The sequence below is a fragment of the Streptomyces sp. NBC_00414 genome (assembly GCF_036038375.1).
In the GTDB taxonomy this organism is placed as follows: Bacteria; Actinomycetota; Actinomycetes; order Streptomycetales; family Streptomycetaceae; genus Streptomyces.
Window position 1 is genome coordinate 5,697,874 of sequence record NZ_CP107935.1, and the last position, 26,738, is coordinate 5,724,611.

The 26,738-nt window shown below is 70.3% G+C and carries 23 protein-coding genes and 1 tRNA gene; 10 read left to right on the top strand and 14 right to left on the bottom strand.

Features of this window, described 5'->3' with window-relative positions; translation table 11 throughout:
- Window positions 1-199 precede the first annotated feature (199 nt).
- The 7 genes from OHS59_RS24750 (at window position 200) to OHS59_RS24780 (ending at window position 13,147) form a co-directional block, all read left to right on the top strand.
- A complete protein-coding gene (locus tag OHS59_RS24750) occupies window positions 200-2,530 on the top strand; it encodes a serine/threonine-protein kinase (RefSeq protein ID WP_328495592.1) in 2,331 nt (776 codons plus the stop codon).
- Window positions 2,531-2,752: 222 nt separating this feature from the next.
- Complete coding sequence (locus OHS59_RS24755) at window positions 2,753-2,950, top strand: hypothetical protein (RefSeq protein ID WP_328495593.1); 198 nt, start codon at window positions 2,753-2,755, stop codon at window positions 2,948-2,950.
- 371 nt (window positions 2,951-3,321) lie between these two features.
- Entirely contained in the window at window positions 3,322-6,150 is a 2,829-nt protein-coding gene (gene topA / locus OHS59_RS24760) for a type I DNA topoisomerase (RefSeq protein WP_328495594.1), read from the top strand.
- 221 nt (window positions 6,151-6,371) lie between these two features.
- Window positions 6,372-9,824 carry a dTMP kinase gene (tmk, locus tag OHS59_RS24765; protein WP_328495595.1) on the top strand — a complete coding sequence of 1,151 codons (3,453 nt, stop codon included), beginning with the start codon at window positions 6,372-6,374 and terminating at the stop codon, window positions 9,822-9,824.
- Window positions 9,825-9,941: 117 nt separating this feature from the next.
- On the top strand, window positions 9,942-11,147 hold the full coding sequence (locus OHS59_RS24770; RefSeq protein ID WP_328495596.1) for a DNA polymerase III subunit delta': 1,206 nt from the start codon (window positions 9,942-9,944) through the stop codon (window positions 11,145-11,147).
- Window positions 11,148-11,326: 179 nt separating this feature from the next.
- The gene (locus OHS59_RS24775) at window positions 11,327-12,928 is read left to right on the top strand and encodes an alpha/beta hydrolase (protein WP_328495597.1); all 1,602 of its coding nucleotides are present in this window, start codon (window positions 11,327-11,329) and stop codon (window positions 12,926-12,928) included.
- Window positions 12,929-13,073: 145 nt separating this feature from the next.
- Window positions 13,074-13,147: transfer RNA gene (locus OHS59_RS24780), tRNA-Thr, on the top strand.
- Window positions 13,148-13,195: 48 nt separating this feature from the next.
- On the opposite strand, the gene OHS59_RS24785 is transcribed toward OHS59_RS24780, so the two are convergent.
- The 14 genes from OHS59_RS24785 to OHS59_RS24850 all read right to left on the bottom strand — a co-directional run bounded on the left by OHS59_RS24785 (window position 13,196) and on the right by OHS59_RS24850 (window position 24,013).
- The gene (locus tag OHS59_RS24785) at window positions 13,196-14,593 is read right to left on the bottom strand and encodes a tyrosine-type recombinase/integrase (protein WP_328495598.1); all 1,398 of its coding nucleotides are present in this window, start codon (window positions 14,591-14,593) and stop codon (window positions 13,196-13,198) included.
- 60 nt (window positions 14,594-14,653) lie between these two features.
- A complete protein-coding gene (locus tag OHS59_RS24790) occupies window positions 14,654-14,854 on the bottom strand; it encodes a helix-turn-helix domain-containing protein (protein WP_210881163.1) in 201 nt (66 codons plus the stop codon).
- Window positions 14,855-15,034: 180 nt separating this feature from the next.
- The gene (locus tag OHS59_RS24795; protein WP_328495599.1) at window positions 15,035-16,186 is read right to left on the bottom strand and encodes a DUF3631 domain-containing protein; all 1,152 of its coding nucleotides are present in this window, start codon (window positions 16,184-16,186) and stop codon (window positions 15,035-15,037) included.
- A gap of 346 nt (window positions 16,187-16,532) precedes the next feature.
- The gene (locus tag OHS59_RS24800; RefSeq protein ID WP_328495600.1) at window positions 16,533-17,435 is read right to left on the bottom strand and encodes a bifunctional DNA primase/polymerase; all 903 of its coding nucleotides are present in this window, start codon (window positions 17,433-17,435) and stop codon (window positions 16,533-16,535) included.
- Window positions 17,432-18,172: a DNA methylase gene (locus tag OHS59_RS24805; RefSeq protein WP_328495601.1), complete on the bottom strand. Its 741-nt coding sequence runs from the start codon at window positions 18,170-18,172 to the stop codon at window positions 17,432-17,434. The genes OHS59_RS24800 and OHS59_RS24805 overlap by 4 nt, the downstream gene beginning before the upstream one ends.
- Window positions 18,173-18,262: 90 nt before the next feature.
- Window positions 18,263-18,574, bottom strand: a complete 312-nt coding sequence (locus OHS59_RS24810) for a hypothetical protein (RefSeq protein WP_265649407.1) — start codon at window positions 18,572-18,574, stop codon at window positions 18,263-18,265.
- A 170-nt stretch (window positions 18,575-18,744) separates the two neighbouring features.
- Window positions 18,745-20,829, bottom strand: a complete 2,085-nt coding sequence (gene traB, locus OHS59_RS24815) for a plasmid transfer protein TraB (protein ID WP_328495602.1) — start codon at window positions 20,827-20,829, stop codon at window positions 18,745-18,747.
- Between the two features lie 12 nt (window positions 20,830-20,841).
- The gene (gene traA / locus OHS59_RS24820) at window positions 20,842-21,456 is read right to left on the bottom strand and encodes a plasmid transfer protein TraA (RefSeq protein ID WP_328495603.1); all 615 of its coding nucleotides are present in this window, start codon (window positions 21,454-21,456) and stop codon (window positions 20,842-20,844) included.
- A gap of 17 nt (window positions 21,457-21,473) precedes the next feature.
- On the bottom strand, window positions 21,474-21,938 hold the full coding sequence (locus OHS59_RS24825; RefSeq protein WP_328495604.1) for a hypothetical protein: 465 nt from the start codon (window positions 21,936-21,938) through the stop codon (window positions 21,474-21,476).
- A gap of 33 nt (window positions 21,939-21,971) precedes the next feature.
- The gene (locus tag OHS59_RS24830; RefSeq protein ID WP_328495605.1) at window positions 21,972-22,355 is read right to left on the bottom strand and encodes an RRQRL motif-containing zinc-binding protein; all 384 of its coding nucleotides are present in this window, start codon (window positions 22,353-22,355) and stop codon (window positions 21,972-21,974) included.
- Between the two features lie 17 nt (window positions 22,356-22,372).
- On the bottom strand, window positions 22,373-23,263 hold the full coding sequence (locus tag OHS59_RS24835) for a DUF2637 domain-containing protein (protein WP_328495606.1): 891 nt from the start codon (window positions 23,261-23,263) through the stop codon (window positions 22,373-22,375).
- Window positions 23,260-23,589, bottom strand: a complete 330-nt coding sequence (locus tag OHS59_RS24840) for a hypothetical protein (protein ID WP_328495607.1) — start codon at window positions 23,587-23,589, stop codon at window positions 23,260-23,262. The genes OHS59_RS24835 and OHS59_RS24840 overlap by 4 nt, the downstream gene beginning before the upstream one ends.
- Complete coding sequence (locus OHS59_RS24845) at window positions 23,586-23,753, bottom strand: hypothetical protein (protein ID WP_328495608.1); 168 nt, start codon at window positions 23,751-23,753, stop codon at window positions 23,586-23,588. The genes OHS59_RS24840 and OHS59_RS24845 overlap by 4 nt, the downstream gene beginning before the upstream one ends.
- Window positions 23,750-24,013, bottom strand: coding sequence for a DUF6284 family protein (locus OHS59_RS24850; protein ID WP_328495609.1), 264 nt, complete (start codon window positions 24,011-24,013; stop codon window positions 23,750-23,752). The genes OHS59_RS24845 and OHS59_RS24850 overlap by 4 nt, the downstream gene beginning before the upstream one ends.
- Before the next feature lie 564 nt (window positions 24,014-24,577).
- On the opposite strand from OHS59_RS24850, the gene OHS59_RS24855 reads away from it, so the two are divergent.
- The 3 genes from OHS59_RS24855 to OHS59_RS24865 are packed head-to-tail and all read left to right on the top strand — an operon-like array spanning window position 24,578 to window position 26,618.
- A complete protein-coding gene (locus tag OHS59_RS24855; protein ID WP_328495610.1) occupies window positions 24,578-25,348 on the top strand; it encodes a helix-turn-helix domain-containing protein in 771 nt (256 codons plus the stop codon).
- A complete protein-coding gene (locus OHS59_RS24860; RefSeq protein WP_328495611.1) occupies window positions 25,345-25,818 on the top strand; it encodes an NUDIX hydrolase in 474 nt (157 codons plus the stop codon). Before OHS59_RS24855 ends, OHS59_RS24860 begins: the two co-directional genes overlap by 4 nt.
- 44 nt (window positions 25,819-25,862) lie before the next feature.
- Window positions 25,863-26,618, top strand: a complete 756-nt coding sequence (locus tag OHS59_RS24865) for a hypothetical protein (RefSeq protein ID WP_328495612.1) — start codon at window positions 25,863-25,865, stop codon at window positions 26,616-26,618.
- Window positions 26,619-26,738: the final 120 nt, after the last annotated feature.

Genomic DNA, 26,738 nt, shown 5'->3' on the forward strand with positions numbered 1-26,738 from the left:
GCCGGGTGACGTGAAATCGTCGTCGGCGGGCGGGCGGGAGCGCCACGGCTGATGCGTGTCCGCACCCATGAGCCTGATGCGCCGGTTCTGGCACGATTGGTCCGCAAAAGGGCTCCTGTCAGTGGTGCGTGCGAAGCTACCTTCGAGAGACAGAACGCACGCGTCCTCGGGGGAGGCGCGCTGTCTCGGGGGAGGCTGTATGTCGGGGGACACGCCGGGTCGGGGTGAAGGCAGGCTGATCAGCGGGCGGTACCGGCTGCTGCGCACGCTGGGTGCGGGCGGCATGGGCCGGGTCTGGCTCGCGTACGACGAGGAGTTGGCCTGCGAGGTCTCCGTGAAGGAGATCAACCTGGATGTGCCGATGGACTCGGGCGAGTCCGCGGGCGAGGCTGCCGAAAGGGTGGAGCCGCAGGCCCAGGAGCGTATCGCCCGGGCCCGCAGCGAGGCACGGAACGCGGCACGGCTGCGCGGCCACCCGCATGTGGCCACCGTGCACGACGTGTTGATGCACGAGGGGCTGCCCTGGATCGTCATGGAGTTCGTGCCGGACGCGGTCGACCTCCAGACGGTGATCCGGCGGTCGGGGCCGCTGACGCCCGGGCAGACCGCCCGGATCGGGCTCGGCGTGCTCGACGCGCTCACCGCCGGGCACCGGATCGGGATCCTCCACCGGGACGTGAAACCCGCCAACATCCTTCTGGCCCCGGACGCTTCGGGCGACCCCTTCGCGCGCGTGCTGCTCACCGACTACGGCATCGCGCTCCAGCCCGAGTCCCGTGAGCCCCGGCTCACCGCCACCGCCGGCATCCTCGGCACGCCCGGCTATCTCTCGCCGGAGCGCGCCCGGGGCGAGCCGCCCACTCCCGCCGCCGACATGTTCTCGCTCGGCGCCACGCTGTACGCGACGGTCGAGGGGCGCGGCCCGTTCGACCGGCACGGGGAGTACGCGACCCTGACGGCCCTGCTGAGCGAGGAGCCCACCCCACCGGAGCGAGCGGGTGAGCTGGCGCCGGTGCTGCACGGACTGCTGGTGAAGGACCCGGTGCGCAGGTTCTCGCCGGAGGCGGTGTCGCGCGGGCTGGAGCGGGTGCTGCGGAGCCCGGCGGGCGGGGTGTTCGGGCCGCCGCCCGGGGTGGTTCCGGGCGGCGGGGCCGCGGCAGCCGGTGGCGGGCCCGAGTGGTCGACACCGACTCCCGGGTCCGCGCCCGCCGCGGGGCAGGGGGCTCCATGGGGAGGCAGCGGGGGCCGGGCTCCCGCCTCCACGCCGGGCTCCGGGCCGCCCGGCCCACTCGCCGAGACTCCCGGCGGTTCGTCCCCGCCCGGGAACCCGCCGCAGTTGCCGCCCGCGCACACCCCGCGGAGCCGCAACACTCCGCAGACACCGCACACCCCGGGCGGTCCCTCTCCGCAGGGTCCGCCGGGCGGCGGCCAGGACCCCTGGCAGGGGCCCGGCGCGCAGGCTCCGTACCGGGCTTGGAATCCGTACGCGGGCGAGTCCTCCTCGCCGTACGGGAACAGCGGATATCCCCAGCCGCCGCAGCCCTACGGGGGCGTCGGTCCGGTCTCGCCCCACGCCGGCGGCGGATCCCCGCCCTACGGGAGCGGTCCGACGGCGGTCACCGATGCCGACGGCGGCCGGGGCGACAGGCGACGCGTCCTGTCCACCGCCGCGGTCCTCACGGTCGTCGCGGCGTTGGTGCTGGTGGTCGGCGGCGCAGCGCTGGCGGTCGTCACGTTCGGCGGTGACGACAAGAAGGGGGCGAAGACCGGCGGCACGACACCGCCCTCGTCGGACGACACGGGGCCGGCCCTCCCGTACGGCAAGAAGGTGGGACTCACCAAGCCGTTGAAGACCGGGGACTGTGTGCGGACCGTCTGGTCCGCGACGCCGTTCAAGTCGGTGCCGAACCTCGGCGTCGTGGACTGCGCGAAGGACTGGCCGGACGGCCAGGTGGTGGCGGTGGACACGGCGGCCGACTACGCCGACGCCCGCGCCGCGGGGGCGAGGCGCTGCGAGCGGCAGGGCGAGGAGATCGCCGAGGCGCTGCCCGACGCGGAGCTCTACACCGTGACGCCGACGGAGCGCGGCTTCGAGGCGGCCGAGGCCCGTACGGCATGTCTCGTACTCGGACGGCATGCCGCCATCGGTGGCGCGGTGGGCCGTTTCCGGGAGGACGGGGCGCAGCTGTCGGCCGGTCAGATGGGCATCGGTGACTGCTGGATCGTCGAGTTGGAGAAGGACACCTACAAGGCTTCGCTGGCCGATTGCGCCGAGCTGCACAGCGACCAGGTGATAGGCGTCGTCCCGGCCCCGGCGAACATGAACTACCAGAAGGGCATCGACAACGCGAACAAGCTCTGCAGCAACAGGTTCGAGTCGACCTGGGCGCCCGACACCGAGCGTGTCGTCTACGGCTGGATAGCCGACAAGTACTCCTGGAACCAGGGATTCACCAAGGCGGTGTGCACGGTGAGCCGCGCCGACGGCACGCAGACGAGCGGAAAGATATCGGAGCCCGGCGCGGTGTGACGGACTCCACCCGAAGGCGTGGTCGGCTCCGTACACACGCGGTGGCCGATCCCGCGCGGTCACGGTGCGGCCGCGGTGTGAGCCGTCCCGCATCGGGGCGCACGGAGCCGGCCGCCTTGTGTTCACCCCTGGTTGGGCTTCCGGTCTCCCGGAGGTGCCAGCGTCCCGACCGGGGGCACGCAAGGGCGGGACCCAGGACACGCGAGGGCGAAGGGACGAGCCATGGAGAGCGGACCGGCGATCTTCACGGGGTCGGTGTTCGCCCTGTTCGGAGGCGGACTGCTGCTGTGGACCGCGGTCCGGCTGCGGCAGCGCGCCCCCGTCGCCCACGGAGTGGGCCCCGTCACCTCTGCGGCGGTCGCGGGCTTCGCCGGGACGGCTGCCGTGCTTCTCGCCGTGTGGTGTTTCACTCGCCTCTGAGCGCGCGCCGCGGCCGACGCTCCGGCCCGCCACCGCTCGCCGGACACCGTCGCGAGCCGTCCGCGCACTGCGGCCCCGCTGTCCGGGAATCGCCGTGACGCGGCGGGCACGGACAAGATCGACGCCGGTCGAACTCCCTCCGCTCCGGCAATTGAGAGGTCACGCTCCGGATGACCCCGAAACGGCAGGTCGGCACTCCGGGCGGCAGGAATGGCGGGAGTCGGGTTACCGTTCGAGTGGCCGTTGCGGGCTTTTCCCGTTTGACACGGGGGCGGGATGTACCGTCACACTCCGCAGCGTCAGCATGACCCGACCCCCGGGTTCAAGGCCTGGGGCGAGACACCCTGCGTCGACCGGAGAGAAGAGCGAAGTTGTCCCCGACCAGCGAGACCGCACACGGCGGCCGCCGACTCGTCATCGTCGAGTCGCCTGCCAAGGCGAAGACGATCAAGGGCTATCTCGGCCCTGGATACGTCGTCGAAGCGAGTGTCGGGCACATCCGCGACCTCCCCAACGGTGCCGCGGAGGTGCCCGAGAAGTACACCGGCGAGGTACGTCGGCTCGGCGTGGACGTCGACAACGACTTCCAGCCGATCTACGTGGTCAACGCTGACAAGAAGGCCCAGGTCAAGAAGCTCAAGGACCTGCTGAAGGATTCCGACGAGCTCTTCCTCGCAACCGATGAGGACCGCGAGGGCGAGGCCATCGCGTGGCACCTCCTTGAGGTCCTGAAGCCCAAGGTCCCCGTCCACCGGATGGTCTTCCACGAGATCACCAAGGACGCGATCCGCAGCGCCGTCGCCAACCCGCGCGAGCTCAACCAGCGCATGGTCGACGCCCAGGAGACCCGCCGCATCCTCGACCGCCTCTACGGCTACGAGGTCTCGCCGGTCCTGTGGAAGAAGGTCATGCCGCGGCTGTCGGCGGGCCGCGTCCAGTCCGTGGCGACCCGCCTCGTCGTCGAGCGGGAGCGCGAGCGCATCGCCTTCCGCTCCGCCGAGTACTGGGACCTCACGGGCACCTTCGGCACCGGCCGCGCCGGCGACCGCAGCGACCCGTCGAACCTGGTGGCCCGGCTGACCGCGGTCGACGGCAAGCGCGTCGCCCAGGGCCGTGACTTCGACTCGCTCGGCCAGATCAAGGGCGCGAACACGCTCCACCTGGACGAGGCCAACGCCCGCGCGCTGGCCACCGCCCTGGAGAACACGGACTTCTCCGTCCGGTCCGTCGAGTCGAAGCCGTACCGACGCTCGCCGTACGCGCCGTTCCGTACGACCACGCTCCAGCAGGAGGCGAGCCGCAAGCTCGGCTTCGGCGCGAAGTCCACGATGCAGGTGGCGCAGAAGCTGTACGAGAACGGCTTCATCACCTACATGCGTACGGACTCCACGACGCTCTCGGACACCGCGATCACCGCGGCCCGGGCCCAGGTCACGCAGCTGTACGGGGCGAGCTACCTGCCGGACAAGCCGCGTGTGTACGCCGGGAAGGTCAAGAACGCGCAGGAGGCGCACGAGGCGATCCGCCCCTCGGGCGACCGCTTCCGCACCCCCGCCGAGACGGGTCTGACCGGCGACCAGTTCCGGCTGTACGAGCTGATCTGGAAGCGGACCGTCGCCTCCCAGATGAAGGACGCGGTCGGGAACTCCGTCACCGTGAAGATCGCGGGCAGGGCCTCCGACGGCCGGGACGCCGAGTTCAGCGCGTCCGGCAAGACGATCACCTTCCACGGCTTCCTGAAGGCGTACGTCGAGGGCGCGGACGACCCGAACGCCGAGCTGGACGACCGCGAGCGCCGCCTCCCGCAGGTGGAGGAGGGCGACCCGCTGTCCGTCGAGGAGATCTCGGTCGACGGTCACGCGACCAAGCCCCCGGCCCGTTACACCGAGGCCAGCCTGGTCAAGGAGCTCGAAGAGCGGGAGATCGGCCGCCCGTCGACGTACGCGTCGATCATCGGCACGATCCTCGACCGCGGCTACGTGTTCAAGAAGGGGACGGCCCTCGTGCCCTCCTTCCTGTCCTTCGCCGTGGTCAACCTCCTGGAGAAGCACTTCGGGCGGCTCGTCGACTACGACTTCACGGCCAAGATGGAGGACGACCTCGACCGCATCGCGCGGGGCGAGGCCCGGTCCGTGCCGTGGCTCAGGCGCTTCTACTTCGGCGAGGGCGAGGCGACCGGCGCCGCGGAGGCAGGCAACGGCGACGGGGACCACCTCGGCGGCCTGAAGGAACTCGTCACCGACCTCGGTGCCATCGACGCCCGCGAGGTGTCGTCGTTCGCCGTGCACGACAGCGACATCATGCTGCGCGTCGGCCGCTACGGCCCGTACGTCGAGCGCGGCGAGAAGGACTCCGAGAACCATCAGCGCGCCGACGTGCCCGAGGACCTGGCGCCCGACGAGCTGACCGTCGACCTCGCCGAGGAACTGCTCGCCAAGCCGAGCGGCGACTTCGAGCTGGGCGCCGACCCGGAGTCGGGCCACCAGATCATCGCCCGTGACGGCCGCTACGGCCCGTACGTGACCGAGGTGCTCCCCGAGGGCACCCCGAAGACCGGCAAGAACGCCGTGAAGCCGCGTACGGCCTCGCTCTTCAAGTCGATGTCCCTGGACACGGTGACGCTCGCGGACGCCCTCAAGCTGATGTCGCTGCCGCGCGTCGTCGGCAAGGACGCCGAGGGCGTGGAGATCACCGCGCAGAACGGCCGCTACGGCCCGTATCTGAAGAAGGGCACCGACTCGCGCTCCCTGACAGCTGAGGACCAGCTCTTCACGATCACCCTCGACGAGGCCCTCGCGATCTACGCGCAGCCCAAGCAGCGCGGGCGCGCGGCCGCCAAGCCGCCGCTGAAGGAACTCGGCGCCGACCCCGTCAGCGGCCAGCCGGTCGTCGTCAAGGACGGACGCTTCGGCGCGTACGTCACCGACGGCGAGACCAACGCGACCCTGCGGTCCGACGACAGCGTCGAGGAGATCACTCCGGAGCGCGGTTTCGAACTGCTCGCGGAGAAGCGGGCGAAGGGGCCGGCGAAGAAGACGGCCAAGAAGGCCGCGAAGAAGGCACCCGCCAAGAAGGCGCCGGCGAAGAAAACGGCGGCAAAGAAGACAGCCGCTACGAAAACGGCGGCAAAGAAGACCACCACCGCGAAGAAGACGACCGCGAAGAAGGCGACCGCGGCCAAGGCGGCCTCCGAGGACTGAGCCGTCCGTCCGAGGACTGAGCCGTTCTCCACAGAGGCTGCACAGGAGACCGCGCGAAGGGCTGAGCCGCCTTTCGGCTTCGGTCGAGACCGGTCCGGAGGCCAACCGGATCGTTCACCTTCGGTTCGTAGAGCGAACGCCCCGGCACCACTTGGTGTCGAGGGCGTTCGTATGTTCGGGGCCCTATTCGGGGACCGGGCCCGTCCGGATAGGCTGGCGGGATGACGCGAGCCGAGCAGCCAACGGCCCACACTTCGGCCCCCGACGACGCCCTGGTCGCGGACTCACGGGAGCGAGCCGTCCGGGCGCTGCTGCGCGTACCGCAACTGAGGCGGTTGTGGAGCGCCCAGCTGGTGAGTGGCGTCGGCGACGCCCTCGCCCTGCTGGTCCTGGTCCTGCTCGCCCTCCAGGCGGCAGTGTCCGACGGCTCCTTCGGCGGCGGCTACCGCGGAGTGGCCCTCGCCGTGGCGGCGGTCTTCGGAGCGCGCATCCTCGCGACGCTGCTCTTCGGGGCGGTGCTGCTCGGTCCGCTCTCCACGCTCACCGCCCAGGACGGTCCGCTGGACCGCCGCTGGACCATGGTCGGCGCGGACGGCGTACGGGCCGTACTGCTGATCATCGCGCCCCTGTGGATCGACTGGACCCCCGAGAACGCGCTGGCCGTGCTGCTCGTGACGGCGTTCGTGATCGGGGTCGCCGAGCGCTTCTGGACGGTGTGCCGCGAGAGCGCGGCGCCCGCGCTGCTGCCCGCCCCGCCCCTGGAGGGCGCGACGGTACGGCCGCTGCCGGACCACATGGACGCCCTGCGGCGCCTCTCCCTGCGTACGGGATTCGTCGCGGCGCCCCTCGCGGCGGCGGCCCTCGTCGTCGCCGGGCTCCTCAACAACCTGCTGGGCGCCGGACTCGCGTGGTTCGACCAGCACCAGGCGGCGCTCGCCTCGTACGTCTCCGCGGGCCTGTTCGCCGCGTCCCTGTCGGTGCTCACCTTCCTCGAACTGCCCGACGTGCGGACCCCCCGCGCGAGGTCGCCGCTCGAAGGACTGCGCCGCCCCAGGACGGGTTCGGGCATCGACAAGGGCCGCACGGGGGCCATCGCGCTCCTGGTGCTCGCCTGCGCGGCCGTCGCCGGGGCCGTCGCGGCCGCCGTCGCGGTGGCCGTGCTGCACGCCAAGGACCTGGGCGGCGGCCCGGTGACGTACGGGCTGCTGGTGCTCGCGGTGACCGGCGGTGTCGTGGTCGGCATCCGCAGCGCCGCCAAGCTGCTGCCGTCGTTGTCGCGCCGGCGGCTGCTCGCCCTGGCGATCGCCTTCACGGGCATCGCGCTGCTCGCCGCCGGACTCGTCCCCGACGTCACCACCGTGCTCCTGATCGTCGGCCTCGCGGGCATCGGCGCGGGTGTCGCCGCGAACACCGGCCACGCCCTGCTCGACCAGGAGGCAGAGGACTACCGCCGCGCGCGTACGACGGAACACCTGCACGCGGTCGTACGGGTCTTCGTGGCCGTGGGCGTCCTGGTGGCGCCGCTGGTGGCCGCCGCCATCGGTCCGCACCGCCTGGAGAACGGCAAGTTCGTGTTCGCGCACGGCGGCGCCGCCTTCACTCTGATGCTGGTCGGCGCGCTGTTGCTGCCCGTCGCCGCGCTGGTCCTCGCCAAGGCCGACGACCGCTCCGGAGTGCCCCTGCGGCACGACCTGCGGGACGCGCTGCGCGGCGGGGACGACCCGGTGCAGGCGCCCACCGACGCCGGGTTCTTCATCGCCCTGGAGGGCGGTGACGGGGCCGGCAAGTCGACCCAGGCCGAGGCCCTCGCGGAGTGGATCCGTGCCAAGGGACACGAGGTCGTGGTGACCCGCGAACCGGGCGCCACCCCCGTGGGCAAGCGGCTGCGGTCGATCCTGCTCGACGTGTCGTCGGCCGGCCTCTCGCATCGCGCGGAGGCCCTGTTGTACGCCGCCGACCGCGCGGAGCACGTGGACACCGTGGTGCGGCCCGCTCTGGAACGGGGCGCGGTCGTGGTCTCGGACCGGTACATCGACTCCTCGGTGGCCTACCAGGGAGCGGGACGCGATCTGTCCCCCACCGAGGTCTCCCGCATCAACCGCTGGGCCACGGACGGGCTCGTACCGCATCTGACGGTGCTGCTGGACGTGGCGCCGGAGACCGCGCGCGAGCGGTTCACCGAGGCGCCGGACCGGCTGGAGTCGGAGCCCGCCGAGTTCCACGCGCGCGTGCGGTCCGGTTTCCTGACGCTGGCCGCCGCCGCTCCCGCCCGGTACCTGGTCGTCGACGCCGGGCAGGAGCCCGAAGCCGTCACGACCGTGATCCGGCACCGGCTGGACGTGGTGCTGCCGCTCTCCGAGGCCGAGATCGAGGCCAAGGAGGAGGCCCGTAAGGCGGCCGAGGAAGAGGCCCGCCGCAAGGCCGAGGAAGAGGCCGCCCGCAAGGCCGAGGAGGAGCGGCTGGAGCGCGAGCGCCAGGAACAGCTCGCCCGGCTGCGCGCGGAGGAGGAAGAGCGCAAGCGGCTCGAACTGGAAGAGGCGCAGCGGCGCGAGGCCGAGCGGCAGGCCGAGGAGGCCCGTCAGCGGGCCGAGGCCGCGCGCGTGCGTGCCGAGCAGGAACAGGCACGGCAGCTCGCGGAGGAGAAGGCCCGCGCGGCCGAGGAGGAGCGCCGGCGCAAGCAGGCCGAGGAGGAGGCGCGGCTGCGGGCCGAGGCCGAGGAGCGGCGCCTGGAGAAGCAGCGGAAGGCCGAGGAGGCGCTGGTCCGGGCCGAGGAGGCGCGCAGGGCGGCGGAGGCCGCGAGTGCCGCCGCCGCTACCGCTGCCGCCGCTGCTTCGGCGGCGTCCGCGGCTCCCGGCCCGGGTACGGGTGCGGGGTCCGGGGTTGGCGGCGGGGCCGCTGGTTCCGCGGGGGCCTCCGGGGCCGGTGGGGCTTCCGGGCGGGCCGCCGAGCGAGCCGCTGGACGGGCCGCCGGGCGTGCTGCCGGGCGGACTTCAGGAGGGTCCGGTTCCGGTTCGGCGGTGGACGGCCCCGACAACGAGAGCACGGTGCAGACGCCTCTGGTGACGCCCACGAACGCGTCCGGGGGTCCGGTCGACGAGACGGCCGTCCTGCCTCCGGTGCCGCCGCGGGACGCCGGTCCTGCGGGCGACGAGACGGCTGTGCTGCCCCAGGTTCCACAGCCTCCGCAGACCCCGCAGCCGTCGCAGACCCCGCAGTATCGGCGGGCCCCGCAGGGAGCCGCCGACGAGACCGCGGTGCTGCCTCCGGTCCGTCCGGAGCCCGCCGCGGACGAGACCGCTGTCCTGCCTCCCGTACGGGACGACCGTGGCCCCAGTGGCGGCGCGGGCCGTGGTGGCGGTGGCCGTGATGCCGGTGAGCGGGGGAGCGGGCCCGAGGACCGGGTGCCCCCCGGGTACTTCCGTGAGGATCGGCAGGGGGAGCAGCAGAGGGAGCGGCCGGGAACCGGAGCCTCCGACGGCGGCACCCACGAGCTGCCCCAGGTCGACGAGGAGGGCAGGCCCCGGCGGCGCCCCCGTTCGGACTGGGCGGAGGAGACCCCGCTGGACGATCTGCCGACGCTGGCCGACGAGCTGCTGGGCCCGCGCGACGACGACGAGCGGGACGGGCCGCGGGACGACGAGCGGGGCGAAGGGCGCGGGCGCCGGCGACGCTGACGACGGGGCGCCCGGGCACCACCGGGCGCCGCGGACCGCGTTGTCAGTCCCCTCCCGCACAATGGGACGCGGCAGGGCACAGGTGCGCCTGCAGGTGCGACGAAAGGGCGGCACCCCATGACCGTATGGGACGACCTGGTGGGCCAGGAGAAGGTGAGCGATCAGCTCGCGGCCGCCGCGCGGGACGCCGACGCCCTGGTCACCGCGGTCTCGACCGGCGCCCCGCAGCCCGAGGCCTCGAAGATGACGCACGCGTGGCTCTTCACGGGACCGCCTGGTTCGGGCCGTTCCACCACGGCGCGCGCCTTCGCGGCGGCCCTGCAGTGCACGAGCCCCGACCGCGCCCTCGGCGGGATCCCGGGCTGCGGATTCTGCGACGGCTGCCACACGAGCCTGATCGGTACGCACGCGGACGTGCAGATCATCCGCACCGACCTCCTCTCCATCGGTGTGAAGGAGACCCGTGACCTGGTCCGCCGCGCCCAGCTGTCCCCCGCGGTCGGCCGTTGGCAGGTCATCGTCATGGAGGACGCCGACCGTCTGACCGAGGGCGCCGGCAACGTGCTCCTGAAGGCCGTGGAGGAGCCCGCCCCCCGTACGGTCTGGCTCCTGTGCGCGCCCTCTTTGGAGGACGTGCTGCCCACGATCCGCTCCCGGTGCCGCCACCTCACGCTCCGGACGCCCTCGGTGGCCGCGGTCGCCGACGTGCTCGTACGCCGCGACGGCATCGAGCCGGACGTGGCGGCGGCCGTGGCCCGCGCCACCCAGGGCCACATCGGGCGCGCCCGGCGCCTCGCCACGGACGAGCGGGCCCGCGCGCGCCGCGCCGCCGTCCTCAAGCTGCCGCTGCGTGTCGACGACGTGGGCGCCTGTCTCAAGGCCGCCCAGGAGCTGATCGACGCGGCCTCAGAGGACGCCAAGCAGGTCGCCGAGGAGACCGACGTCAAGGAGACCGAGGACATGAAGGCGGCCCTCGGCGCGGGGCAGGGCGGCCGTATGCCGCGCGGCACCGCGGGCGTGATGAAGGAGCTGGAGGACAAGCAGAAGCGCCGCAAGACGCGTACGCAGCGCGACAGCCTGGACCTGGCCCTGATCGACCTCACGGCTTTCTACCGCGACGTGCTGGCCCTGCAGTTCGGCACGAATCTCGCCCTCGCCAACACGGAGATGCAGGACACGCTGGACCGGCTGGCCCGGGGCTCGTCACCCGAGACCACCCTGCGCCGGATAGACGCGATCGCCGCCTGCCGCGTGGCCCTGGACCGGAACGTGGCGCCACTGCTGGCGGTGGAGGCCATGACGATGGCGTTGCGGGCGGGCTGACGCGCCGGCGGGGTGACTCGGGGTGACGTGAGGGGCTGACGCGGCGGGCTTGCGACGCGGCGGGTGCTGGCTGCCGGGGGTGGGGTCACGGGTGGAACGGGGAGTCGACGGCGTCACTCGTACGAGGCGCGCTGGCAACTCTGAGCAATCAATCCATCGCGCAGGGTTACGCTCGGTTGATGGACATCAGGCGCCGGCCCAGGACATCCCGGGCCCACCGATCCCTCCGCGCGTACGGCACCCTGTTCGCCGTCGCCGGACTCCTCGTCTCCGCCTGCTCCGCGGGGAGTTCGACGAGCTCCGCGAGCCCGGCCGGATCGGTGGCGCTGCGCGCGCTGCCCGAGGCCACCCCGTCCGCGCTGGCCCCGTACTACGGGCAGCGGCCGAACTGGCGGGCCTGTGGTGTCGCCGGCTTCGAGTGCAGCACCCTGAAGGCCCCACTCGACTACGCCGAGCCGGCCAAGGGCGACATCAAGCTGGCCGTGGCCCGCAAGAAGGCCACGGGGCCGGGCAAGCGGCTCGGCTCGCTGCTGGTCAACCCGGGAGGGCCGGGCGGATCGGCGGTCGACTACCTCCAGGCGTACGCCGGGATCGGCTACCCGGCGACGGTGCGCGCCCACTACGACATGGTGGCGGTGGACCCGCGGGGCGTCGCCCGCAGCGAGCCCGTCGAATGCCTCACCGGGCGGCGGATGGACGCGTACACGCAGACGGACACGACCCCCGACGACGCGCGCGAGACCAATGAACTGGTCGACGCCTACAAGGAGTTCGCGGCGGCCTGCGGACAGCGCTCGGCGAACGTGCTGGGCCATGTGTCCACGGTCGAGGCGGCCCGTGACATGGACCTCGTACGGGCCGCGCTGGGCGACGGGAAGCTGACGTACGTGGGTGCCTCGTACGGCACGTTCCTCGGGGCGACCTACGCGGGCCTGTACCCGGAGCGGGTCGGCCGGCTGGTCCTGGACGGCGCGATGGACCCGTCCCTGCCCGCGCGGAAGCTCAACCAGGACCAGACGGCCGGTTTCGAGACGGCCTTCCGGTCCTTCGCGAAGGACTGCGTGGGCGAGTCCGACTGCCCGCTGGGCGGGAAGGGCACGTCGCCGGAGCAGGTCGGCAAGAACCTGAAGGCCTTCTTCCGGCAGCTGGACTCCGCTCCCATCGACGCGGGCGACGCGGACGGCCGCAAGCTGGGCGAGTCGCTGGCCACGACCGGCGTCATCGCCGCGATGTACGACGAGGGGGCCTGGCCGCAACTGCGCGAGGCCCTCACCACGGCCATGAAGGACAAGGACGGCGCGGGCCTGCTCGTCCTGTCGGACAGCTACTACGAGCGGGAGGCGGACGGCACGTACGCCAACCTGATGTCCGCCAACGCGGCGGTCAACTGCCTGGACCTGCCCGCCGCCTTCTCCTCCCCCGAGGAGGTCGAGAAGGGCGTCCCCGACTTCGAGAAGGCCTCCCCGGTCTTCGGCGAGGGCCTCGCCTGGGCCTCGCTGAACTGCGCCTACTGGCCGGTGAAGCCGACCGGTGAACCCCACCGCATCGAGGCGAAGGGCGCCGCGCCCATCGTCGTCGTGGGCACCGTCCGGGACCCCGCGACCCCCTACGCCTGGGCGGAGTCCCTCGCCACCCAGCTCGCCTCCGGGACGCTCCTCACCTACGACGGTGACGGCCACACGGCGTACGGGCGCGGGAGCGCCTGCATCGACTCCGCGATCAACCGCTACCTCGTCGAAGGCACCCCTCCGAAGGACGGAAAGCGCTGCTCGGCGACCTGATCACCGGCCCGCCGCCGAGCTGTCACCGGGCCGTCGCCCGGCCGCCGGCGGGCCCGCCAGGGGTGCCTCCGGGGCGGGTACGGAGCACCCCCGGAAACTGTGTAGACTTGCCGACGTTGCAGATCGCACCATAGTTCTGTAGCGCGCCGCCTTAGCTCAGCTGGCCAGAGCAACGCACTCGTAATGCGTAGGTCTCGGGTTCGAATCCCGAAGGCGGCTCTGTAGAAGCCTCAGGACTCACTCGCCGTGACCTGGGGCTTTTGCTATTTAGCGGATACGGCGACGCCGGAGAGCACGGGCAGCCCGGCGGTCCCCAGTCTCAGTTCTAGTCTCAGTCACGGGCTTCGACGCCTGTTCGGGGGCAGGCAGGAAGGCGTCTCCCATGCGGCGCATGGCGTCCTTCGAGAGGTGCGAGCGGCCCTTGACGTAGCGGCGGGTCTGGCTGATCTGGGTGTGCCGCAGGATCTCCATGATGGTTGGCATGTCCACCCCCAGCTCATTCAGGATCGTGCCCGCCGTGTGACGGCTTCCGTCGTAGAGGCGGCGGTCAGCGATGCCCGCTTCTGCCAGTAGCTCCTTGAACTCCTCCCAGTCGTCCCGGGGGTCGATCGGGCGACCGTCGGGGCGGGTGAACACGGCGTGGTGTTCCTGCCAGAGTTCGCCGGCCGTCTCTCGGAGTGCATCCTGCTGTGCCTTATGCGCGAGCAGGTAGGGGATGAACGCGGGCGGGATCGGCACCGGGTTCGTACTCTTCTTGGTCTTGGGGCGAGTGAAGGCCAGACCTCCGCCCTTGCGCTCGGGGCAGATACTCGCGTGCTTGACGCACGTCTTGGTGCACGGCTTCGGACAACCACGCTTGTAGCCGCTGTGGGTGGCGCAGTTCGGCGGGCAGGGCTCGAAGCGGTGCAGGCGCGCCCCGCAGGCGTGCGCGTCACCGCAGCCATGCCGCCACGTGAGCCGCTGGAGCTGCCACCGGGGATGGAACAACTCGGCCTGTAGGTCGACGTAGGGCCACCGCAGTCCCAGGGTCTCGCCCTGCCGGAACCCCATGCCGACCCCGACGATCCACCGCATGAACGTGGGCCGCTTGGCCGCCGCCTCCAGGAAGGCTTTCGCCTCTTCCTGGGTGAACGGGTTCGTCTCCGTCTCGTCGATGCTGGGTGGGTCGACCAGGGTGGCGACGTTCTCGCCGATCATCCGGCGTCGGTGGGCAATCTTCAGGGCGCGCGACAGGATGCGGTGCACCTTGACGACGTGAGAGGGAGCGCGCCCGGCATCGAGCATGGCCCGGTACATCTGCTCAAGGTGCTCGGGGGCGAGCTTGTCGATGCGGTGCTTCCCGACGCCGGGGACGATGTCGTTGCGGGTCTTGGACCAGTAGTCGTCCAGCGAGCGGGGCTTGAGTTTCAGGCTCGCGATGTCGGTGAGGTAGGTCTCCATCCACTGTCCGACCGTGGGCTTGCGGCCTGCCTTGGTCGCGCGCCCCTCGTCGCGGAGCTTTTCCAGTTCGCGGACCTTGCGGCGCACGGCGGGTTCGGTGCGGGCCATGCGGTGGCGGCGGTCGGGGCTTCCGTCGGGGAGCACGCCCATGGTGACGCGGCCGTGCCACCAGCCGTCATCGCCGAAGTAGATGGTGGATTCCAGGTTCGACTTACGAGGGCTCACGTATGCCTCCATGCGAGAGGCGGCCCCGGCACATGCCGGGGCCGCCTCGGGTGGGTCAGGTCAGACGGGCTGCGGTTCGAGGCTGTCCACGAATGCTTCGAGGGCGCTTCGCTTGATCCGGCGGGAACGGCCGCGCTTGACGAACCGCAGCTCGCCGGCGGCCATCAGTTCGTAGACGGTGGAACGGCCCAAGCGGAGGACCGTTGCGGCTTCCTCCGCGGTGTAGAGCAGTTGCTCGGTAGGCGCGAGGGCGGTGCTCATGCGGTGGCTCCTCTGCGGACGGTCCGGCGGGGGTCCCTCTGAGGTCCGCTACTTCCGCTACCGCCGCTACCTCGCAGGTCAGAGGCCTGTTCGAGGTAGCGGGAAGGGGTAGCGGTAGCGGATAGGTAGCGCGGGGGTAGCGGCAACCGATGCCGATTGCCGCTACCTCGTTGTTGCTGGTCAGACGGTGTTTTCGGTGCCGGGTAGCGGAGGTAGCGGATTTGACGGGGGTGGGGGGCAGTAGCGCTGCCAGGCGTCGTGTAGATCGGTGGCGTAGTAGCCCTTGAGGACCCCGCCTCCGCCGGTTTTGATGTTGCGGGAGCCGACCGGGTCTCCGTCCGCGGTGACGTACTCGCTGAGCATTTTGGAGAGCTTGCGGGAGTCGAGCGGCTTGCCGTTGAAGTCGGCCCACGGGGCATCGTCGAGGGCGTTGAGGCGGTCGAGGATGGCGACGGTGGGCAGTCGGTCGATCCCGGTCAGGACCTGGTCCCGGAGATCGGTCAGGAGCCGTATGCCGATGCTGCCCTTGTCGTTGGCGCGGGAGGCTTTGACCATGGTCAGGCAGGCTTCCCGGGCCCGTTCCGGCCACGGTCCGCCGACTGCGTCGGCGATGGCGAGCAGGGGTTCCCACACGTCCGCGGGCCGGTCGGCCACTCCGTCGGGCATCTCGGGGAAGGCGTCGGTGACCTGGTCCTGGATGGTTTCGGCCCACTTGGCGAGCCGGTCCCGGAGTTGGTTGCCTTCCCGCACGTGGATGCGGGTGCGGAACTGTTCGACTTTCTCGTTGCGGGCCCGGCGGCGCATGCGGACGATGACGGACCGGGTCATGATCGTGTCGGGCAGGGAGCCGAGTCCGGCGACGGCGACGGCGCAGTACGAGGGGAAGCCCTGTACTTGCTGGTTGGAGCCGTCTCCGACGCACCGGTACATGACGCGTCCGCGGGTGTGGCCGGCGTTGATGAACCCGCGGAGCTGTTCGTTCTCTCCGGCTTTCGGGCCGAAGATCGTGTCGATTTCGTCGAAGAGGATCGTGGGCCGGCCGCCGTCGATGCCGGAGACGGAGCGGAACAGCGCGGACGCGGACGCGTCGACTGCGGCCATTGACCGGGGTACGAGGGTTTCCACCACTTCCAGTGCCCGGGACTTCCCCGATCCCGGTTCGGGTGAGAGGAAGGCGAGGCGGGGGGTGGAGTCGAACGCGTCGAGAAGGTGGGCGTGCGCGTCCCACAACGTGACGGCGACGTAGGCGGCTTCGGTGGGGAAGACGTTGAAGCGCCGGTGGAAGGCTTCTACCTCGTTGAGCAGTGCGGCGCCGTCGATAGGGTCGGTCATGCTGCGGCCTTCCCTTCCTGTGTGGTGCGGAGCGGGCAGGTGTCGCGGTGGGCTGTGTGGTCGGTGATCAGGGCGAGCACGTGGGTCTTGCCGACTGCGCTGCGATCGCGTCCGCACGCGCATTTCGAGGTGGCGGTGGGCATCGCGCCGCGCGGGGCGACGATGTGCAGCCACGCGACGGGGTACCGGTCGTCTCCGGTCTGTGAGTCAGGACGAAGTGCAGTGCGGACGCCCTGACGGGCGGCGCCTTTCGGCTCGCCCACGACCGGTTCGGGTGCGGCGGGTTGGGCGGGGTGCGGGCCGCTCCGCTCTGGTTGGCCTTCCAAGCGGGAGCAGCGGGGGGTGGTCATGCCGTCTCCCGGGGCCGGACCTTGCGCAGGGAGCTGTCCAGGGCGCTGCGGATGGTGGAGCGGCACTCCGCAGCGGTGAGTCCGCGGGCCTCTCCCGCCGCTTGGAAGGCGTTCTCTGCCACGTGTCGGGGGAGGTCGCCCCACGCGACGAACCGCCCCACCTTGAACGCGCACCGGTTCAGCGTGATGTTGCCCTGCTTCTCCGGCGCCGCGGCCACCGTCGCGCACTCGGCTTCCAGCGCGGCCAGAGCCGCTCGGCTCCCGTCGACCACGGGCAACCGCAACGGCACCACCGGTTGCGCGGGGGCGGGTTGCAACATCGCCAGCAGCCACCCCGGCAGCGGTGCCGGGGCGGTGTCGTTGACGGTCTCGTACGAGCCGCCCGGGGTGATGCTGCCCGCGGCGACGACGTATCCGCCCCATGCCCTCGTGTCGACCAGGGGTGCGAGGGTGCCCGCGGTGTTGCCCAGCCGAATACCCGCCGGGGCGGTGAAGTACAGGTGTTGTCCGCCGCTCGCGGTCCGGACGCGGTAGGTGGTGGGGACGGCGTGGCCGGTGCGCTCGCAGAGCGCCTCAAAGGTCGTCGCGCCGTCAGGCGCGTCCGCACTGCTGTTGCCATTGTCCTGGCTCTTGGGCACGTCCAGGTCGACGACGACCAGACCGGACGGGCCGGTGGCCAGACCGATGTTGGCAGGGCTGTTCTCCCAGCACAGAGCGATGCGGTGCGGGTCGACGGTCGCCCGCTCCTGCCACTTCAGATGCCCGTTGGCGCAGTCGCCGGTGGTGGGGCACCGGTCGGCCCCGTGCAGTGCGGGCCGCTTCGTGCCCGGACGCAGCGGGAAGACGTGCCACCCGCGCGCAGCCGCAGCCAGTGCTGCGTTCAGCAGAGGCGCGCTCATGCCGCGACCCCCACTTCGAGCACGGGCGCCACCGCGAGGAACGCCCGACCGATCCACTGCGTGTAGGCGGGCGGAAGGGCCTCCCGCAGACGGAAGTGGTCGGTGGACCAGTCGATGCCCTTGGCCTCCCGGATCTCCGCCACGGTGGCCTTGCCACCTCCCTCGCCGTAGGCGGCGACGTAGGGGCCCTCCCGGTACTCGCCGTGACGCCAACCCCGCACATAGCCGCGGTGCTTGGGGTGGGCCGGCTGCGTAGTGGTCCAGCCTCCGAGTTCGAAGTAGCGGTGCATGAGCACGGCGAGCCCGAACTGTTCCCCGCACAACCGGATGTCCTTGCGGACTTCGGAGCCGGGCACGTTCTCCATCACGTACGGTCGGCCCGTGGCTTCCAGCGCGGCCCGCGTCGGGGCGATGAGCCGGGGGTAGGTGCGGCCGATCGCAGCGTTGCGCGCCTTGTTGGTGCCCTTGGTCGGAGCCCCTTCGCCCTGACAGGGGGGCGAGGCGTGGATGAAGTCGTACTCGTGGCCGTGCGCGCGGATGTACTCGATCGCATCCGCCTGGTGGAAGGCGTCACCGCAGTAGTCCGGTTGTGCCACGTGGTCGATGCCGGTGATGTGGCAGTTGCCGAACGCGCGCCGGTAGCCCTCGGCGGCGCCGCCGATGCACGAGTAGGCATCGAGCACACGCACGGGTTCGAGCAGGGCGAGCAGTCGCCCGATATCGGGTCGATGGGTCATCCTGGAGGTCTCCAGTTCCTTTGATGGATGCTGGTTGGGCAAGGGCGGCCCCGCGTCATTGGCGTGAGGTGGGGGCCGCCCTTGGCGTAGCTAGAGGTGCTTGCCGCGCGCGAGCCGGAGGGTGATTCCTCCGAATCCGATCGGTCCGGCGGCGCCTGCGATGACGGTCACGGTGTGGGCTGCGGCGTCGAGCAGCGCGCACAGCGCGACGACCAGACCCCAGCCCCCGAGCGCGGCGGCGCCGGCGATGGCGAGCGGAATCAGGATTCGGCGCCACGGGAGGCCGGTCGGGTCGGTGGTGTGAACGACAAGGACGACCGGTGCCCCGGTGGCTTCGGCACGGCGGTAGGCGTCGGCGGGGACGTGCGGGGCGATGATTCCCGGCGGGTCGTGGTAGGTCATTCGGGCCTTCCTCGGGTGGGGCGCGCGCCGTGTCCGCAGGGGCTGCGGGGGCGCGTGCGGGTGAGGTGTCAGGCGGGTGTCACAGGGGTGTCAGGGGCGGGTGTCAGGGCGCGTGACACCTGCGCCTGCCTAGGGGTTTGGGTGTCACGGGGCCGTGACGGTGTCAGGTGTCACGCGGCTGTCAGGGACGGCACGATGCGCCACCGGCCGGTGGTGTTCGTCGGCGCGAGTCGACCCTCCGCGGCTGCCTCCGCGAGCTTCTTGGACACCCACGGGCGGGAGAGGTTGTGGCGGTCGCACCAGTCGGACAGATCCTTGGGACCGATGATCATCTGTCCGTCGCGTTCGAACTCCGCGAGCGCCTCCGCGAGCAGCCGGCGGGCCTCTTCCCCCTTCGGCTTGCGGCCGGTGCCCTCTCCGAAGACCGGGGCATCGTCTCCGTCCTGCACCGCAGGGAGTTCCTCCTCCGGGTCGATCTGCTCGTCCTCGGGGTCGTGTCGCGGGGCGTCGTCCGTGTCGTCGTCCTCCGGATCGACGTGCGGTGCGCCATGCCCGTCCCCGGGGACCGGCCGACCGCTGTACGCCTTGCCCGCGATGGATGCGGCGGCCCCTGCGGTGATCGGGTCGGCGGTGGCGCCGTTGCGCTGTGCCCACGCGGCGACGACTTCCATGAGGGACACCGAGCGGTGGGTGAAGGCGCGGGTGCGCCCCGGCGAGGCGTAGCGGTCCTCGGGCACGCCCGTGCTCACGAGGTAGCAGTAACCGGGCTTGCGGTTGCCCCACGCCCCCGGGTGCGCGCCCGCGTCCAAGACCCGGTCGGGCAGGGAGAATCCCTCGTCGCGCGGGTCGCAGCCGAGCGCGATCACGGATGGCAGCGCCGCGCGGGTGCTCGTGCTCACCTGGTCGTAGGAGGGACGCTGCAACGAGACGATCAGGGAGACACCCGCGGAGCGGGCCTCTTGCGAGATCCCGGTGAACGCGTCGTCCCCCAGCGCCCGCAGGGTACTTGCGGCCTCTTCCATCCAGGCCACGAGGAACGGCATCCCGGGGCATCCGCACACTGTGCCGTCCGGCCGGCAGGAGTGCTTGGGGTCGCTCTGCTGCTGCGCTGCCTGCGGGAGCCACTGCCGGTAGGCGTGCTGCCCAAGCCACCGCGTGCGGGCGGGGATGACCTCTTGCAGGGCTTCCACCATGACTTCGGTGGGGGTGCCGCCCTCGGCTGCCCAGTCGATGCCGGGAAGCAGGGGGCGGAAGTCCTGGAACATCTTCGGGTCGGACAGCCACAGCAGCACGTCCGAGCGGGAAAGGATCTCGGTTTGCAGGTTCAGGGCGGTGTCGCCCTTGCCGGAGCCGGAGCCGCCGGCGATGAGCACGTGGGTGCCGTTGCGGCCCGCCTGCGGGTCGCCGGGCAGCCACAGGTGCATCGGGGCGCCGTCGTCGTAGCGGCCGATCACGAGCGGCTCCGCGATCGAACCCCCGAGGTTCGAGGGCCCGTCCCATTCGACGACCTCGGCAAGCATGTCCTCGGGGACGATGACCAGGTCCCCGCGGCGGTTGGAGTCCGGGTCGGGCTGGTAGCGCACCGCGGAGACAGGCAGGTCCAACGCGGACGCGAGCAGCCCGAGCGCCTTCGTCACGTCCTCGTTGGTCTGCTCCCCCGCAGCCACCGCGAGCGGCGCGGTCACCCGGTTCGGTTCCACCTTCGCGGCGCCGATCTGCGCACGGGCCAGCCCGATCTTCTCCATCAGGCCCTTGTCACCGCCCTGCCCACTCGCCTCCCCATCCGAGGTGCGCAGGATCAGGCGCACGTTCCACGACAGAGCGACGACCGGCCCGCCCATCAGATACAGGTCATCCAAAGGTCCGGCGAGCGGCCCCGCGAGGCACGCCCCGGTCACCCACGCGGAGCCCGCGGCAACAGTGATCGCGGAGTGCAGCCGGCGCTGAGCGGAGGTGTTGCGGCCGACCCACCAGGTGACGCCCGTGAGGGCGACGGAGGCGAGGGTGAGGCCGACTCCGGCCGGAGCGCTCTCCCCCCACCGCCAGTTCCCCAGAGCGCCCGCGACTCCGGCCGCGCCGACTCCCAGCCACGGCGGAAGATGCGGCTTGGCCCGGTTGAGGAGGTACGCGCCGATCCCGCCGCCGGAGCCGGCTCCCTGCCCGGGGAGGAGACCCTCGCCCCGGTACTCGGCGACGATGCCGTCGCCGAGGTAGTCGGTGTGCCGCGCGCGGCCACCGCTGCTGTTCCTTGCCATGGTCAACCCTCTTTACTGCTGTGACCAGTCGATGACGGGCGCCTGCGGTTTGCGGGCCCGGTGGCGGACGCGGTTGATCTCTTCCTCGTACTCCTGCTGGAACGTCGCGTAGGCCGCAGCCGCGCTCTTGGCCGCGTGGCGCAGGTCGTCGGAGGCGCGGCGCATCTTGCGCGACACCTTGGCCGCACGCAGGCGGGAGCCGAACGCGCGTCCCTCCGGGTCCGGCACCGCCGCGAGCACGCCGTTCAAAATCTCCGCGCCCATGGCCACCTCGATGGACAGCGTTACGGCAGCCGCGCGCAGGGTGTTGCAGTAGTTGCGGATCAGCGCGGGGGAGCTGAAGTCCGGAGCGGGGAGCAGGGTTTCGTGCCCGCGCCGGCCGCTGTTGCCGCGGGCACGGTTGTTGTTCACGGTGATGTTGACGGGCGGGACGAACGAGCCGCCCATCGCGCCGACGAACCCTCCGACCGCTGCTCCCGCGTTGGTGAACTTGTTGCCCTTGCCGTGGTTGCTGTTGCTGTTGTTGGGCCTCTGGTACGGCTGCTGCGCCTGGTGTCGGGCGAAGTTGCGGGCCTGCGCGGAAGCGCTCGGGCCGCCGTTGCGCTGGCCTGCGTTGTTTGAAGCCACAGTTCCTCCTGGTCAGGTCAGTGGGTGCGGCGGACGATGAACCACGCGGTCTGTGTGCCGAGCAGGAGCAGCAGCCACCAGATCTCCAGCGGACCGGCGAGCGGGCCGGCCGCGACCGCGAGAGCCACCCATCCCCCGGCGAGAGCGGAGACGGCCGCGAGCGTGATCCGCCACGCGAGCGCGGATCCGTCGGCGGGGTGGGCGCGCTGGACGATGGCGAGCCAGACGAGGGGCGCGAGCGCGGCCGGGGCGAGCACGAGAGCCGCCCACCACGCGAGCGTGTGCAGGATGGCGGTGAGAGCGAACGCCAGTAACGCCAGCCCGGTGGGGGCGAGCGCACGGCGGTGGTCCCACGCGAACAGCGCGAGCGCAGAGGCCGCTCGCCCGGTCAGGGAGTGCCGGTGTTCCGGCACGACGACGATGTACGGCTGCCGTCCGCGGCCACGTTGGCGCGGGATACGGACGGTCTTCGGGCTGGCCATGAAAGGCCCCTTCCAGACTGGACGATGGGGTGTTCAGGCGACGCGCTGTTCGTCCTCGGGGTACGCGCAGGGCACACACACCCCGAGCGAGGTGGGGATGACGTAGCCGGCATCCGCGCGGCACTGCGGGCAGGTGCGGCGCGCGGTGTTGGCCTTGGCCAGCGCGGCCCGTTTCGCCGGTGTCATGGGCCGGACGGGCTTGGCGCAGTCGAGGCGGTAGAGGTAGGCGACCAGCGGGCCGCGCCGGTAGCGCGGGCGCAGCACCTGCCCGGCGACCGGCTGCCCACCAGGGCGCAGACCGCGGGCTCGGAGCTGCCGGCGGGTGGCGTATCCGTCGGGGGCGCAGCGCCACGGGAAGGTGGGGATCCCGTGGCGGGCGCCGGACGGGTCGAAGCACTTGGCGTAGGAGTACGACATGGGAGCCGTCCTCCCGTTCAGCCGGTGAGCGCGGTCGGGAGGTCTGCGAGGTGCGGCTCACGGGTCTTGACCCGTCCGCGGGCGGTGCGGGCCGTCGACTCCGACGTCCCCAGCCCCGCCGCGGCCATGGCCTGTGTCATGCGGGCCGTGCTCGGCTGCGTGAAGTCGGTCCCGTACAGGGCGCGCACCAACTGATCGACCCGGTTCGGGTAGATCACCGGGGCGCACAGGTCGACGGGCGTCGACGCCCTGGTGACGGGGACCGGATCCGTGGTGACGGGCGTCGACGCAGCCTCCACAGCCACCGGCACGGCCACAGCCGCGGACACCGGATCCAGCACCGGAACCACGGAGGCAGCCGACGGGGCGGTCGGACGGTCGACGCTCACCATGACGGGCGTCGAGGGCGCTTCGACGCTCGGCGGCGGGACGTTGACGCCCGTCGACGCCCGTCGGGCGAGGTAGGCGTGGACCTGCCGCATGAGCGCACCGAACGCCAGCAGCGCGGCCACCGGAGGAACCGCGGCCACCACATAGTTCAAGGCCCCGGCATCCTGCCCGACGCCCGCCACGTTCAGCGCGATGGAAGCGCCGTCGCCTGCGGTGACCAGGCCGATTGCCCACCAGTCGACCCGGTGGGCGAGCGAGGCACGCAGGATCAGCAGTTCACCGATCACGATGAACAGGTCCACCGTGGCCGGCCACGCCCACGACCGGGCGACCGCATCGGCCATGCCGTGACGGGCGGCGACTTCCTGCAAGTGCTCGTAGGAGAGCCAGAACGCCACCGCCGTCAGGAGCACCGTGAGCACGGCCGCGAGAGCGGTGATCGCGTGGTCCACCGCGGCGGGCGTCGACGCGGTTTCGACGGGCGTCAACGACGCGTCGACGCGGGCCGGAGCATTCATGCCGCACCCCCGACCAACACCGGGGTGACAACGTCGGCGTAAGCGATCAGGAGCACCGTGGCACCCGCGTGGTCGACGCTCGCCCGCAGGACGCGCGTGCGGCCGTCGCTCTGCTCGCGGTAGGTCACCGCGTCCGGGACGATTCCCAGCGCCTCCCGCCACCTCTCAAAGCCGGGCAGGTCGTCGTGGAACGCCAACTCCAGCCGCTCCGGGTAGGTGGTCGACACGTGCACGTCCGGCGCCGGCAGGCGCCCGAAGTCCACGGACAGCAGCCGCAACGCCCGCAGGGGCACGGCCAACTCGTCAAGCGTCAGGTTGTGGCTCATGCGGCACCTGCTTCGGCAACGATCAGAAAGCGGTCGGTGTCCAGGTCCATGACGACCGTGGCGCTCTCGCCCTGCTCCCGCAGTGCCGCGGCCCGCTCCTCCGCCGGCCAACCGCCGCGCGGATGACCGGCCGGAAAGCTATCGAGGATCGTGTGTTCGCTCATGCCCCGACCTCCGCGAGCGTGATCGAGCGGTTGGCCAACTCCCGGCGGGCGGCAAGGACGCGGCGGCGGGCCCGGCGGATACGCCGGGTGTCCAGCTCGTTCGGGGTGCGGTCGAGGGCGTTGATCTGCGCGTCCAGCAGTTCGACACCGGCCAGAATGACCGGCATCTCCTGCTCGATCGCGTCCAGCTCCGCGGCCGTCGGCTCGCGGTCGGAGAAGTCGGCGGTAACAACCGCCTGAACAGCACCGATGTGCTTCATGGGTCGTAGTTCCCTTCACAGGTGGAACGGCCCGTACAGCGGTCCCGGAGTTGCACCTCCGGGGCCGCGCGCCGTTGAAGACGGAAAGATCCGGCTCCCCTCAGCGCTGCTCGTACGAGACGAGCAGCGGAGGCAACCGGCCGCAGCCGAGAGTGCTGCGGTGAGGTCGAAGTGCTTGCTTGCGCCCGGGATAGGACCCGGGCGCACCCGCCTCTCGATGAGGTGGGGCGGGTTTTCTTCAACGCACTGTTGAGTTCTCAAGGAGCTGTCGCTTCCTTCGAGGCTGTCCGCCTGATACGGACCTCTCCGGGCGTTCTTGCAGGTCAGGCCGCAACTCGCGATGCGGTACCTGTATTACTTGTACATCATCATGGGGTTGAGGATTCGTGGCGTCAACCCCATCCGTGGATTTCGACTGCGAGTCGCTCCGTTGTGCTGCTCTCTTAGGTTCGCGTGACCGGTCGTGACATCAGACGCCCAACTCGGACGAGTCCTGTACGACTTGAGCTGTCCTTAGGTAGCGTGAAGTCGTCCCAGCGCGTCCCTGTAGGGAAGGTTGACGACGTGGCGAACGAACGCCTTCGCGGTGCCATCACGGCGGCGAACATGACCATCGAGCAGGTGGCCGCGCGCATTGGCGTGGACCCCAAGACGGTCGAGCGTTGGATCAACGTGCCTCGCCGCAAGCCGTATCGACGATTCCAGTACGCCATTTCCTCGCTCTTGCAGCAGGACGTGTCCTACCTCTGGGCGGACGAAGCCACGTCAGCTCAGGTGGTGGAGACAGGGAATGCAGAGCTGATCAAGCTCTACCCGCATCGGTCGGTGGTGCCGAACGAGACCTGGCCCAAGCTCTACGCGAAGGCAACTCACCACTTCGACGTGCTGGTGTACTCGGGCTTCTGGCTCTCCGAGGATGCGGCGTTTCACCGACTGGTCAAGGAGAAATCAGCTGCTGACGTGCCAATCCGGTTCTTGCTGGGAGATCCGGACTGCGCTGCAGTTGGGCAGCGCGGAGAGGACGAGGGTATCGGGCCAGGGATGGGCCTCAAGATTCGGAATGCCCTGCTCAACTACGCAGGTCTCTTCGACCTGCCCAACGTAGAGTTCAGGCTTCACGGCACGGTGCTCTACAACTCGCTCTACCGGGCGGATGACGAGTTGCTAGCCAACGGTCATCTCTACGGGGTGGGGGCCTACATGGCGCCCGTTCTGCATCTTCAGCGCATCCCTGGAGGCGAGCTGTTCGACTCGTACAGCGAGAGTTACGAGCGTGTCTGGGAGTCGGCCCGACGCATCACGTCCCCGACTGAACTTGGAGGCCCGACCACATGAGCCGTGTTGACTACTACAACAACCCCGACGCGCCGCAAGCGAACTCTGTGGTGCCGTCGGTGACTGCCGTCGTCGTCAACGACGCCGGCGACCTGCTCATGATTCACCGGACAGACAACGACCTGTGGGCGATCCCTGGCGGTGGCCACGATGTAGGCGAGAGCATCGCGGATACGGTCGTGCGCGAGGTCGAAGAGGAGACTGGGGTCAAGGTTGTTGTTGAGGACATCGTGGGTGTCTACACCAACCCCCAGCACGTTATGGCCTACGAAGATGGTGAAGTGCGGCAGCAGTTCTCGATTTGCTTCCACGCTCGCCCTGTGGGCGGAGAACTCCGGACCAGCTCGGAATCTAAGGAAGTCCGATGGGTGCGGCTGGCCGACATCGACACCTTGAACGTCCACCCTTCCATCCGGCTGCGCATCCAGCATGGGCTTGATTCAAGCCGAACGGCGCCTCATATCGGTTAGAGATCTTCCTGTATGGGTGATCCCTATCCGAACAGAGATAGATTGTGGAGCCGGTAAACCCCACGGTGTTGCGGGATGTTTTTGAAAGGCAATTTGAAGTGAAGTTATTCATGGACGAGTCGGGAAACGGAAACCCTTCTCAGCCATTGATTGTAGGCGCGGTTGAACTAGGTGACGATGCAGAAGATGTTGAGGAAGGAATCCAGGATCTGTACAAGCGCCTGGTCGCGCGGCACAGCTTAACGGGATTTGGCAGCTTCGAAGAGTTTCGCAAGGATGGTTTTCACAGCGCGAACGATCCGACGGAGATCTCGGCCCCATTTCGAGAGTTCATGCGGAACACCTTCTATAGGGCATTTGTGGTCGTTAGTGATCGAACGAGATTCCCCGGCAAGGTCGAATCCGAGCTGATCGAGTTCATGTATGTAAGGTTGCTGGGTGATCTATTGATTCGACATCGCCATGAATCCGAGTTTCTTTGTTACATAGAGCAAAGCCAAGAGATGTCGTCCATCATTCGTCGACTTCCTGATGCCGTCGCCAGGCGGGCCCGCCAAAAGGCCGGTAGAGATGTTCCTTTGCCGCAGTTGAACATCTCAATGGTTACTAAGCGTCAATTCATGTCTACGGCCATCATCGACTATGTTATGGCAGACGTAAGCAGGTGGCTTCAAAAGGACCGCACAATAAACCCGAAAGACTTCGCGTATAGAGCATTTCGCGAGATTGAACCGTCCATTTCCATGCTCTATTCGTTCGAGCTTGGTCGCATTTCTAGTCGAAAGGATCCTCTTCATTGATGTGTGATAGACTCTCGCCCGAGGTAGGGCCACGGTCAACTTGGTGCGCGATTTCGCGTGCGTTGCCTGATAGTCCTTGCACGGGAGTGTGGCCCTACCTCCTAACGCTCCACCACGGGG